At 51.3% G+C, this 12,603-nt stretch carries 10 protein-coding genes; 7 read left to right on the plus strand and 3 right to left on the minus strand.

All coding sequences use genetic code 11. The annotated features are described in order from the left end of the window. Positions 1-77: 77 nt before the first annotated feature. A complete protein-coding gene (locus ACLJXE_RS12685) occupies positions 78-527 on the plus strand; it encodes an Hcp family type VI secretion system effector (protein WP_410751040.1) in 450 nt (149 codons plus the stop codon). A gap of 57 nt (positions 528-584) precedes the next feature. On the opposite strand, the gene symE is transcribed toward ACLJXE_RS12685, so the two are convergent. Continuing rightward, positions 585-947 (minus strand): endoribonuclease SymE, encoded by a 363-nt coding sequence (symE, locus tag ACLJXE_RS12690; RefSeq protein ID WP_410751041.1) that lies wholly within the window; start codon positions 945-947, stop codon positions 585-587. 777 nt (positions 948-1,724) lie between these two features. On the opposite strand from symE, the gene ACLJXE_RS12695 reads away from it, so the two are divergent. From ACLJXE_RS12695 to pdxY, 3 genes are all read left to right on the plus strand, one after another. Next, positions 1,725-3,095 carry a tyrosine phenol-lyase gene (locus tag ACLJXE_RS12695; RefSeq protein ID WP_016155590.1) on the plus strand — a complete coding sequence of 457 codons (1,371 nt, stop codon included), beginning with the start codon at positions 1,725-1,727 and terminating at the stop codon, positions 3,093-3,095. A 189-nt stretch (positions 3,096-3,284) separates the two neighbouring features. After that, positions 3,285-4,550 (plus strand): aromatic amino acid transporter, encoded by a 1,266-nt coding sequence (locus ACLJXE_RS12700; protein ID WP_410751042.1) that lies wholly within the window; start codon positions 3,285-3,287, stop codon positions 4,548-4,550. 11 nt (positions 4,551-4,561) lie between these two features. Next, entirely contained in the window at positions 4,562-5,419 is an 858-nt protein-coding gene (gene pdxY / locus ACLJXE_RS12705; protein ID WP_410751043.1) for a pyridoxal kinase PdxY, read from the plus strand. Between the two features lie 457 nt (positions 5,420-5,876). Here the strand turns inward: pdxY and ACLJXE_RS12710 are convergent, their stop codons facing one another. Beyond that, complete coding sequence (locus tag ACLJXE_RS12710) at positions 5,877-7,430, minus strand: L-lactate permease (protein WP_410751044.1); 1,554 nt, start codon at positions 7,428-7,430, stop codon at positions 5,877-5,879. Positions 7,431-8,011: 581 nt separating this feature from the next. Between ACLJXE_RS12710 and ACLJXE_RS12715 the strand changes: the two genes are divergently transcribed. The 3 genes from ACLJXE_RS12715 to ACLJXE_RS12725 are packed head-to-tail and all read left to right on the plus strand — an operon-like array spanning position 8,012 to position 10,857. Continuing rightward, positions 8,012-8,731, plus strand: a complete 720-nt coding sequence (locus ACLJXE_RS12715; protein ID WP_286630621.1) for a (Fe-S)-binding protein — start codon at positions 8,012-8,014, stop codon at positions 8,729-8,731. Positions 8,732-8,741: 10 nt separating this feature from the next. After that, positions 8,742-10,169: a LutB/LldF family L-lactate oxidation iron-sulfur protein gene (locus ACLJXE_RS12720; protein ID WP_286630622.1), complete on the plus strand. Its 1,428-nt coding sequence runs from the start codon at positions 8,742-8,744 to the stop codon at positions 10,167-10,169. After that, positions 10,162-10,857, plus strand: coding sequence for a LutC/YkgG family protein (locus tag ACLJXE_RS12725; protein ID WP_410751045.1), 696 nt, complete (start codon positions 10,162-10,164; stop codon positions 10,855-10,857). Before ACLJXE_RS12720 ends, ACLJXE_RS12725 begins: the two co-directional genes overlap by 8 nt. A 58-nt stretch (positions 10,858-10,915) precedes the next feature. On the opposite strand, the gene gntP is transcribed toward ACLJXE_RS12725, so the two are convergent. Then, complete coding sequence (gntP, locus tag ACLJXE_RS12730; RefSeq protein ID WP_410751046.1) at positions 10,916-12,259, minus strand: gluconate permease GntP; 1,344 nt, start codon at positions 12,257-12,259, stop codon at positions 10,916-10,918. Positions 12,260-12,603: the final 344 nt, after the last annotated feature.

A 12,603-nucleotide genomic window follows, 5' to 3' on the forward strand; every position in this document is an offset into this window, starting at 1 on the left:
GCCACAGTCATCTCGGCGGGGTCAGTCCGGAGGCCTTTGAACAGGCCTCGTCGTGAGGTCAGGATATGTCTACAGTCATGGGGTCAGTCCACAGTGGAGGTTCAGATGTCCAGGGACGTGAAGGCAGTATTGAGCTACGTGGTCTAACATATAACCTTAGCATTCCAACAGATGGTGCCACCGGGAAGCTAACCGGTACACGCCAACATGGCCCATTTCTATTTGACAAAGAGAGCGATTCCTCCAGCCCATACCTTTACAAAGCAGTTGCGACAGGTCAGACACTTCAAAGTGCGGAACTTAAGTTCTATCACATAAACGACGCAGGCCAGGAAGTGGAATATTTTTATACCCTACTTGAAGGTGTAAAAGTTGTATCAGTGACACCAATCGTGCATGACACACGTACGGTAACGGGAACCGGGCATTTAGAAAGCGTACAACTGCGCTATGAAAAAATCACCTGGTGTATCGTAGATGGCAACATTCAATATACCGACGCCTGGAACGAACGTACTACGGCATAAAGCACAGATGGCGCAGTATCCCCTAAAAAAGCGCCTGCAGGCGCCTCAATCACACTCTCACCCCTTCACCGCTTTCCCCACGATTACCCCGATAAACTCCAGCACCTGCTTTTGCTTGCGTGCGGAGAGCTTTTCCACGGCGCGCAGGGATTTCATCAGTTCTGACTCTTCGGGTTCGACGGCGCGGGCGGTTAACACGATGCAGCCTTGCATTACGCGCACATCGACACTGGTGCCGGTGTCGAATCCGGCGGCTTTGAGCCACTGGCCTTTCATCACGATGGACGGAAACTGGACGTATTTTACCGGTGTGCGGCTGTAATCAGGATAACGACTCGCATAACCCACCTTCAGGCGACGGTTATCTGCGGCGTGCACTTCTGGATCAAATGAAACTGCAATACAATGCGTATCAGTCATGATGGCTATTCTCCGATAATAGTTACTGTGATTAGCGATGCGCAGGTGTTGGCGCACCTTCGCATCGCGCTAATAAAACCCCTGTAAATAACGCCAGTATCTTGGGTGAAGTCCAGATGTAAATAAGATGAAATAAGCGCGAATAGCACGCTTTCGGAATAAATAGAAAACTCCTTCACCCCAATAAATCCGGTATTATTCACCGTATAAATTCATTCCCCTTTGCACGCCTCAATATCGCCACGTTCCAGAAAACAACATCGGTTGGCATCTGGCAGAAATGAGATCTAACTCACTGAAGTAAATAGCAAACTCTGAAGCAACTACGTTTTGTACACTTTGCTTTACACTTTTAGTGATATGAATCACAAATATAAGTCCGTGAAGTGATCCGACTCTCACAAAATGGGGTGTACTCATTCACCAATACATAATGAGAACAGCCTGGAAAGTTAAGTTTTCAGTATTTCCCCTCTCCAGTGGCATGCAACGGTGAAGGGAAAATCAACACGCAGAAAAAAAGTTGTTGAATATGAATGGGTAAAAAAAAGCCATGTGATTTGTATCACTCACATTTACAGCTTTTTAAATTATTGCCAGTGATTAATGTTGACCGTGCTATTTCCATAATCAATCAAATCTTGCATAGTGCCTGCACATTATTTCTCCCCCTGGTTCAGGAGGCGAATAGTTATATTTCATCAAGGCTTACTGATGAACCCGATATGCTTTACTTCACATTAATACGTACATGACCACTGTTACTGGAGAAACAAAATGAATTATCCGGCAGAACCCTTCCGTATTAAAAGCGTTGAAACTGTATCTATGATCCCGCGTGATGAGCGCCTTAAGAAAATGCAGGAAGCGGGTTACAATACTTTCCTGTTAAACTCGAAAGATATTTATATTGACCTGCTGACCGACAGTGGCACCAACGCGATGAGCGATAAGCAGTGGGCCGGAATGATGATGGGTGATGAAGCCTACGCAGGTAGCGAAAACTTCTATCATCTGGAAAGAACTGTTCAGGAACTGTTTGGCTTTAAACATATTGTTCCTACTCACCAGGGCCGCGGTGCAGAAAACCTGTTATCGCAGTTGGCAATTAAACCGGGGCAATATGTTGCCGGTAATATGTATTTCACTACTACCCGTTATCACCAGGAAAAAAATGGTGCGGTGTTTGTCGATATCGTGCGTGACGAAGCACACGATGCCGGTCTGAATATTGCATTCAAAGGTGATATCGATCTTAAAAAATTACAAAAGCTGATTGATGAAAAAGGCGCAGAGAATATTGCCTATATCTGCCTGGCGGTCACGGTAAACCTCGCGGGTGGGCAGCCGGTCTCGATGGCGAACATGCGCGCGGTGCGTGAACTGACGGCAGCACACGGCATTAAAGTGTTCTACGACGCCACCCGCTGCGTAGAAAACGCCTACTTCATCAAAGAGCAAGAGCAGGGCTTTGAGAACAAGAGCATCGCAGAGATCGTGCACGAGATGTTCAGCTATGCCGACGGTTGTACCATGAGTGGTAAAAAAGACTGTCTGGTCAACATCGGCGGCTTCCTGTGCATGAACGATGACGAAATGTTCTCTTCTGCCAAAGAGTTAGTCGTGGTCTACGAGGGGATGCCATCCTACGGTGGTCTGGCCGGACGCGATATGGAAGCGATGGCGATTGGCCTGCGTGAAGCGATGCAGTACGAATATATCGAGCACCGTGTGAAGCAGGTTCGCTATCTGGGCGACAAGCTGAAAGCCGCTGGTGTACCGATTGTTGAACCGGTAGGCGGTCACGCGGTATTCCTCGATGCGCGTCGCTTCTGCGAGCATCTGACCCAGGACGAGTTCCCGGCGCAAAGCCTGGCGGCGAGCATCTATGTGGAAACCGGCGTACGCAGTATGGAGCGCGGTATTATCTCTGCGGGTCGTAATAATGTGACCGGTGAACACCACAGACCGAAACTGGAAACCGTGCGTCTGACTATTCCGCGCCGCGTTTATACCTACGCGCATATGGATGTCGTGGCTGACGGTATTATTAAACTTTACCAGCACAAAGAAGATATTCGCGGGCTGAAGTTTATTTACGAGCCGAAGCAGCTGCGCTTCTTTACTGCACGCTTTGATTATATCTAAATTATTTTTATGGCCCCATCACCTGATGGGGCTTTTTTGTTTTCTTTTTCCATGAACAGGAAGCCTTTGCGGTGCCCGTTACCGTGACATAACGAAAAGAAGCAAACCCTGACTCCGACATTTTTATTATCCGCATGATGTACAAATGACAGCTGTAATTATAACGAATAGTCTACAGGAACATTTATCATGGATATTAATGCCATTGAGCGACAGAGTAGTACCCCCGGACTGATTAGCGGAACCATGTTGGTTATCGCAACCGTTGTGGGTGGCGGGATGTTTTCCCTGCCGATTGCGATGGCCGGCGTATGGTTTCCCGGTGCCTCTGTTATTCTTCTTTTTATTGCTATCATGATGTTATTAACCGGTCTGATGCTGGTCGAAGTTAACCTGCATTATGGCGCTGGTGCCAGTTTTAATACCTTTACCCAGGATTTATTAGGCCGAAAGTGGAATATCGTGGTCGGTATCGCTTTCGGCTTTGTGCTGTATATTCTGACCTATGCCTATATTTCTGGTTCGTCGGCAGTGATGGCGCAAACCGTGTTCAAATACAGCGGCGTGCGCTTTCCGGCGAATATCTCGGTGGTGATTGTCAGTATGCTGGTCGGGGCGATTGCCTGGTACAGCTCACTGCTGGTCGGACGCATCACCACCGTGTTGATTATCGGTAAATTTATCGCGTTCTTTGCCACCTTCTCCGGGCTGGTAGGTCATATCGAAGTGGCGAAGCTCGTGGACAGCGTGGCGGTAGCGCTGCCGAATTCGCAGTACCTGCCGTACATTCTGATGACGCTGCCGTTCTGTATTATCTCGTTTGGTTTTCACGGTAACGTGCCGAGCCTGGTCAAACTGTATGGCAAGGGCGGTATCTCACATATTACGCGTTCTATTATCATCGGTACGCTGTTTGCCCTGCTGCTGTATATCTTCTGGCTGGGTGTCACGATGGGCAACATCAGCCGTTCCTCGTTCCCGCCGATTATCGCCAAAGGTGGCAATATTGACGTGTTTGTCGAGGCCATCAGCGGGTTGTTCACCAGCCGCTATATGGACCTGATCCTGACCTTCTTCGGCAACTTCGCCGTGGCCAGTTCCCTGCTGGCGGCAACCCTTGGTCTGTTCGATTACATCGCCGACCTGTTTCACTTCCCGGATAACGGCTTGGGCCGCCTGAAAACTGCGCTGGTGACCTACTTCCCGCCAGCCGCCGTGTGCTTCTTCTTCCCGAACGGTTTTGTGCACGCGATTGGCTACGCCGGTCTGGCCTTTACCATCTGGAGTGTGATCCTGCCGCCGTTCCTGGTGAAAGCCGCGCGGAAGCGTTTTCCGACGGCCACGTATACAGCGCCCTGCAACAACACCGTGCTCAACCTGGTGATTATCTGCGGAGCGGTTGTCTACCTGACGGTTGTTCTGGACGTATTGGGTCTGCTGCCAACGTTTCGTTAGACGGAGTCAAAATGAAAAACGTGTTGTCTGTTCAGTCGTCAGTCGTTTATGGCTATGCCGGGAACAAGGCCGCGGTGTTGCCGATGCAGCTCTCGGGGATCGATGTCTGGCCGTTTTACACCGTACAGTTTTCTAACCATACCCAGTACGGGATGTGGCAGGGGATGGCGATGCCGCCCGGTGAGCTGAGTGCGATCATCAGCGGGCTGGACGATCTGCAAAAACTCGCCCAGTGCGATGCCGTGTTGTCGGGTTATCTCGGTGATAAACGTCATTGCGAGGAGGTAAAGCACGCGGTCACCACTCTTCGTCAGCGTAACCCGCAGGCGCTCTACTTTTGCGATCCGGTGATGGGCGATCCGCAAAAAGGCTGCATTGTCGCGCAGGGCGTGGAGTCCTTTTTTGTCGATGACGCGATCCAACTGGCCGACATAATGGGGCCAAATCTCTATGAACTGGGTGTGCTGACGGGCAGACAGCTGCGTAGTTTTGACGAGGTGGTGGAAGCGGCGCAGCAGCTGGTGGCGTGGGGCGTGAAGAAGGTGCTGGTGAAACATCTCGGTGACTGCTCGCGTGATAAGCAGGCGTTTGAAATGCTGCTGGTGACGCCGGAACAGACGTTACACATTGCCAGACCGCTGTATACCTTTGCCAAAATGCCGGTGGGTGTTGGGGATCTGATTTGCAGTGTGATGCTGGCCTCACTGCTCAATGGTTATGCGGACAAGCTGGCGCTGGAGCGGACCACCAGTGTTGTCGATGCGGTGATGCGGCTGACGAAAGAGCGAGACTCGTATGAACTGCGGCTGATAGACGCGCGTCATCAGATTATGGACCCACAGGTTCGCTATCTGGCAACGGTGATCTGACGCCGCAAGGGGGGCTCTGTGTTTCTGACATTGCTGCGGTTTCAGCATCCGTTGGTCTACCGTTTTGCGTGGCTTCGTCTGTGGGTCAGGGTGTTAAGAGCGTGCAAACTGCGAAAGTGAAAGGGAGCGTGTTTACGCTGCTGCCGGATGCGGCGCTTGCGCTTTATCCGGCCTATACATGAGTGTGAAACGTAGGCCGGGTAAGGGAAGCGCCATCTGGCGTTACACGCGGAAGTAGCGTGGTGGAATCAACGCAGAGAAAGCGTCGAACTTCTTCACCATCTTTTTCCAGAACAACATAACAACTATCCTCGATTTGAAACATCGGCGCTATTTTAGTCAGCGCCGACAAATCGTAAAGCCAACGGCGTCGTTCCGATTTCAAGGCGGTGTAAACCTTTTTGGTCACGATGCCGTCAAAAACGATTGCCGCGAATTTGACGGGGTTGACAATGGATTACGCCATAAACCAGTAATAAAAGAGACCCACTTTCAGGCCGAGGATCACAATGTAGGCGCAGCAGTATTTCATGGTGCCGGACATTATCTGGTTAGCCTGACCGTCCATTTTGGTGGCCGAAACCGCAATGGCGATGCTTTGCGGCGAGATCATTTTCCCACCCGTTGCGCCAGAGGTGTTAGCCGCCGCCAGCCAGTTGGGATCGATATGCAGTTTACTGGCGGCAATGGTTTGCAGTTTACCAAACAGAATATTCGAGTTGGTGTCGCTGCCGGTCACAAACGTGCCCAGTGCGCCGATGACCGGGGCAAGGAAAACGTACGAACTGCCGGTCAGATCGACAATCGACTGGGCCAGCGTGGAGATAATCCCGCTGAGATCCATCACCGTGGCCAGCGCGACGATCGCCATAATCGCGACGATAGAGTTTTTAAGCTGGAAAATAGTTTTGATAAATACTTCCAGCATCCCGCGTGCAGATGCTCCCTGAATAAAACCACCGATAATGGTCGCAAAGATGATCAACATTCCTGGTGTGGTCACCCATTCCACTTTCAGCGCCAGGGTTTTGCCATCGGCCAGCGTGAAATGCAGCACGGAGGCCAGTTGTGACGCTGCGGCTTTTACTGACGGGAACAATGGTGAGCACAACAGGATAAACACGAAAATGAACAGATAAATAGAGCCAACGCGGAACAACACTTTTGCCGAGCGCGGTGTGGTTTCGCGGGTATGGCTGACTTCAATTCGCCACTCGGGATCGGTTTTCCCTTTGCGCAGGCGACTGGCAATGGCCACGGCAAACAGGCTGACCAGGCTACCGGCAAAGGCGGGTAATTCCGCGCCAAGATGAATAGCGACAAAATATTGCGGAACCAGCGTGGTGATGCCGCAAATCAGCGTGATCAGAAATACGCCGCGAATAGCTTTCAGGCCGCCGCCAATAATACAAATAATCACAAACGGCAGCAGGATATTAAACAGCGCGAGCTGCAGAATAATGGTTCCGCCTAAGGTATAAACCGGCAGGTTAACCTGTTCCGCCAGAATAGAAACCGGGATCCCGACTGCGCCGAATGCAGTGGGAACGGTATTTGCCACCAGAGAGGCAATCGCCGCCTTCAGCGGGTTGAATCCCAGCGCGATAAGAATGCCGATCGGAATGGCGACCGCCGTGCCATAACCCGCCGCGGCTTCCAGAAACCCGCCAAAACACCATGAAATCAGCAGCACCTGAATACGCTTATCTTCGCTAATGCTGGCGAGAATATCGCGCAGAATATCCAGCGCTTTGGTTGCCTGCATGACGTTATAACTAAAGATAGCGCCGAGGATCACAATCACGATCGGCCATAATCCCTTCAGTGCGCCATAGCCTATCGCGGCTTTCAGATTCTGTACCGGCATCGACCAGAATATCGCTGATAGCGCGGCGGTGAATACCAGAGAGATCAACACAGAATAATGGATGGGCATTTTCAATTTCAGTATTAAAAATACCATTAGCAGTAAGGGAGAGAGTGCAAGGGCAAACATAAAATATTCGTTCATTATTATTCCTGCTTGGTTCATTAAACCTGATTTATATTTATGGCGGAAAGGCTATATTGACGCATAAATAAAATATGCAAACTGAATCGCTTCAGTGAATAAAGTAATTATGATTAATGGTTTTGTAACTATTGTAATCTTTTAATTAAAAGTTGCTGACAGGTAAATATACTTAAGAGTAAGGCAAATACCTATAAGTAGTTATTTAATAACCCTTTTAATAATGGTAATGACGAGAGTAGTCATCATCTGAAACTGTTTTTAAGGTTTTAATAACGCTATGGTTCCCAATATAAAAATGTGAGCAAGGCCGAAAGAAATAAACATGGGTATTGCATATGCTTGTTGATTAGAGGATTATTTGGTTTTGTCATACAAATGAAAATACAGACGTTTGCGATTGTCCTGATATAAGAAGCGGAGAGTCGCCACCAACGGAAAACGATCCGGGCATCACTATGAACTCAGTCATTAGTAAAACCAAAAAAACCGAAAAACTGGGCGTGATACACGGCTGAACCTTTGCTTGATATAGCGATATCAAGCGCAATAAACAGAAATGAAGCAATGGAGTAGTTATTGTGAATGTAAATTTCTTTGTCACCTGTATTGGTGATGCACTGAAATCACGGATGGCACGAGACTCCGTATTGCTGCTGGAAAAACTGGGCTGCCGCGTGAATTTCCCTGAAAAACAGGGGTGCTGTGGTCAGCCAGCGATTAACAGCGGCTATATCAAAGAAGCGATCCCAGGGATGAAAAACCTGATCGCCGCTCTGGAAGACAACGACTACCCGATTATCTCCCCGGCAGGCTCTTGTACCTACGCGGTAAAAAGCTATCCGACCTATCTGGCGGATGAACCAGAATGGGCGCTACGTGCTGAGAACGTTGCCGCTCGTATGCAGGATCTGACCTCTTTTATCGTTAACAAACTGGGCGTGGTGGATGTCGGCGCCAGCCTGCAGGGCCGGGCGGTGTATCACCCTTCCTGTAGCCTGACCCGCAAGCTGGGTGTAAAGGATGAGCCGCTCACGCTGCTGAAAAATGTGCGTGGGCTGGAATTACTGACCTTTGCCGATCAGGACACCTGCTGCGGGTTTGGTGGAACATTCTCGGTCAAAATGGCTGAGATATCGGGCGAGATGGTGAAAGAAAAAGTCTTACATCTGATGGATGCGAAGCCGGAGTATTTGATCGGCGCTGATGTCAGTTGTTTGCTCAACATTGGCGGCCGACTGCAGCGTGAAGGGCAACCGGTCAAAGTGATGCATATTGCTGAAGTGCTGATGAGCCGCTGAGGGGAATGAGATGTCGATTAAAACCAGCGATGTAGAGTTTAAACTGCGCATTCGTCAGCAGATAGAAGATCCGATCATGCGCAAAGCCGTGGCCAATGCGCAGGAGCGTATCGGCGCGAATCGCCAGAAAATGGTCGATGAATTAGGCCACTGGGAAGACTGGCGCGATCGTGCCAGCCAGATCCGCGATCACGTTCTGAGCAACCTCGACGCTTACCTGTATCAGCTCTCAGAAAAAGTGACGGAAAACGGCGGTCACGTCTATTTTGCCAAAACGAAAGAAGAGGCCACCCGCTACATTTTGCAGGTCGCGCAGAGTAAAAATGCGAAGAAGGTGGTGAAGTCCAAGTCGATGGTGACTGAAGAGATCGGCGTCAATCATGTCCTGCAGGATGCCGGGATCCAGGTGATCGAAACCGACCTGGGTGAGTACATTCTGCAACTGGATCAGGACCCGCCTTCGCACGTCGTGGTTCCGGCTATTCATAAAGATCGTTATCAGATCCGCCGCGTGTTGCACGAGCGCCTGGGCTACGATGGCCCGGAAACGCCAGAAGCGATGACCTTGTTCATCCGCCAGAAGATCCGCGAGGATTTCCTGAGTGCTGAAATTGGCATTACCGGGTGTAACTTTGCCGTCGCGGAAACCGGTTCTGTTTGCCTGGTGACCAACGAAGGCAACGCGCGGATGTGTACCACGTTGCCGAAAACGCACATTGCGGTGATGGGGATGGAGCGTATCGCGCCGACGTTCGCCGATGTGGATGTGCTGATCACCATGCTGGCGCGCAGTGCTGTAGGGGCTCGTCTGACAGGCTATAACACCTGGCTGACCGGCCCGCGTGAGGCGGATAACGTTGATGGACCAGAAGAGTTCCACCTGGTGATTGTCGATAATGGCCGTTCGCAAGTGCTCGGTTCTGAGTTTCGCGATGTACTGCGCTGCATACGCTGTGGGGCCTGTATGAACACCTGTCCGGCCTACCGCCACATTGGTGGACACGGGTATGGCTCAATCTATCCCGGTCCTATCGGCGCGGTGATTTCTCCGTTGCTCGGCGGCTATAAAGATTTCAAAGATCTGCCGTATGCCTGTTCGCTCTGCACGGCCTGCGACAGCGTTTGTCCGGTACGTATTCCGTTGTCAAAACTGATCCTGCGTCATCGTCGCGTTATGGCTGAAGAGGGTATTACCCCGAAAGCCGAACGCCGGGCGATAAAAATGTTCGCGTATGCCAATAGTCATCCAGGGCTTTGGAAAGTGGGGATGATGGCGGGCGCGCATGCGGCGAGCTGGTTTATCAATGGCGGTAAAACGCCGCTCAAGGTTGGTGCGATTGGTGACTGGATGGAGGCGCGCGATCTGCCTGATGCTGACGGCGAGAGCTTCCGCAGTTGGTTTAAGAAACATCAGGCGCAGGAGAAAAAGAATGGATAACCGTACCGCGTTTTTAAACACTATCGCCCAGGCGCTGGACCGCCCGTTGCGCTTCGAACCGCAAGCGGATGCCGCGCCGGTGAACAACTATGCCAACGAGCGCCTGACCGAACTTAGCCCGCAGCAGCGCTGCGATGCGTTTATCCAGTTTGCCAGCGAGGTCATGCTGGCACATTGTGAACTGACCAGTGAGGCGCAGGCTGCGGAAACGGCATTACGGCTGTGTGCCGGGTTAGGACAACAACCGGTGGTGCTCAGTGGTGACAGCCGGTTGGTGGAACTGGGGATAACCGAACGCTTGCAGCAGGAATGCAACGCCGTGGTCTGGGAGCCGGCTCGCGGGGCAGAGAATATTACCCTGGCCGAGCAGGCGAAAGTCGGTGTGGTGTATGCCGAGTACGGCTTAACGGAGTCCGGCGGCGTGGTGCTGTTTTCGGCACCCGAGCGCGGGCGTTCCCTGAGCCTGTTGCCGGAGTCCTCGATTTTCGTGCTGCGTAAAAGCACCATCCTGCCGCGTGTGGCGCAACTGGCAGAAATTCTGCATCAGAAAGCGCAGGCCGGTGAGCGGATGCCGTCGTGCATTAATATCATTAGCGGGCCCAGTTCAACGGCGGATATTGAGCTTATCAAGGTCGTCGGGGTTCACGGCCCGGTGAAGGCGGTGTATCTGATTATTGAAGATTGTTGAGGCTGAATTGAGAACCGCTCTGGCAGTGACGCCAGAGCGGGAGAGTGATTTTATAGCATCAGGCAATCATGCTGATGATCAACACGATAATCAGGCCAACCACGGAGTTTACCAGCTCCAGCAGACCCCAGGTTTTCAACGTGTCTTTCACTGACAGGTCAAAGTAACCTTTGAACAGCCAGAAGGAGGCATCGTTGATATGCGTCAGGGTGTTAGAACCCGCCGCAGTGGCCAGCACCAGTAACGCCGGATCGACACCCACCAGTTGACCGGTTGCCGGGTCGAGGATTGCTGCGCTAATAATCCCCGCCGCCGTCATTGCCGACACCACACCCTGGCCGGTTGCCAGACGGATCAGCACGGTGATCAGCCACGCCATGATATACGGAGAAATATTGCCGTGTGACATCAGCATGCCGATCGTATCGCCAATACCGGTATCGATAATGGTTTGCTTCAGTACACCACCCGCGCCGATGATCAGGATCACCATGGCGATGCTTTTCACTGCGTTTTCAAAGGCGTTCATGACCCACTGCATGTCATGGCCGCGTGCGGTACCAAACAGCACGAAGGCGACAATCATGGCAATGAACATTGCGATTGGGGAAGAGCCTAAGAAGTTGACCACTTCCCACGCTGGTGTCCCTTTGACCAGCCAGATGTTAGCGATGGTAGTGGAAATCATGATGATCGCCGGGATCAGCGGTACCAGAATCGACACACCGAATGATGGCAGGTTGTTCTGGTCAACCGGTACATCGGCTTTCATAAATGAAGGCGTTGGGCGTTCAAGGTTACCGAGGAATTTCGGCAGGATCAGACCCGCGCAGATAACGCTCGGAATAGTGACCAGAATACCGTAGATATAGACCATACCCATGTCGGCACCATAGGCGTTTACCAGTGCCACCGGGCCCGGCTGCGGCGGAAACAGTGAGTGTGCGGTGGTCGCGGCTGCGACGGCCGGAATGGCCAGTTTCAGGAACGGGATCTTCGCTTCTGCGGCAATGACGATCACCAGCGGCGCCAGCATAATAAAGGCAACTTCGTAGAACATCGCCAGGCCGAAGATCAGGCCGATAATGATCACCGATAGCTGCACATAACGCAGGCCGAGTCGCGCCAGCAGCGTATGGGCAATCTGATGTGCCGCCCCGGAATCGACCATCAGTTTACCGATGACCGCACCGAACACCACGATAATGGCCAGTTCACCCAACGTACTGCCGAAACCGGATTTCATGGTGTGCAGCAGCTCCATTAAATCCATCCCCGCCAACATGCCGACGGAAAGTGCCGCCAGTAGCAGGGCGACCATTGAGTTTATTTTGAAACGCAAATTGAGCACCAGCATGAGGCCGATGCCGAATACAACCCACAGAATATTGAGAACGTGCATAAAACGTCTACCTTGTTTTGGTTGAACTATTATGATTTTGGTTGAGATGTTACACATATTGGTTAACCATTGATGCGATGAATGTCACAATCCATATTCAATGTTGACATTGATAGCAGACTGTTCCCTTTCAGGCCGCGCCTTGCAGGTCCTTTCCTCTAAACTTCATCACGTTACCTCACTGTTCGTGTCAGACCACTGATACCGTTTTTGTGATTTGGTTAACCAATTTTGTTGTTTAGGTTGACATGTAGGAGCGAAAGGTAGAATTTATGCACCATGTCGTCCGGTTTGCTGGCGTAATGCGTTGAGCAATCCGGCAGTTGAGTAAGTCGTGGCTCGCG

This window comes from Citrobacter sp. U14242 (genome assembly GCF_046555775.1).
GTDB lineage: Bacteria > Pseudomonadota > Gammaproteobacteria > Enterobacterales > Enterobacteriaceae > Citrobacter.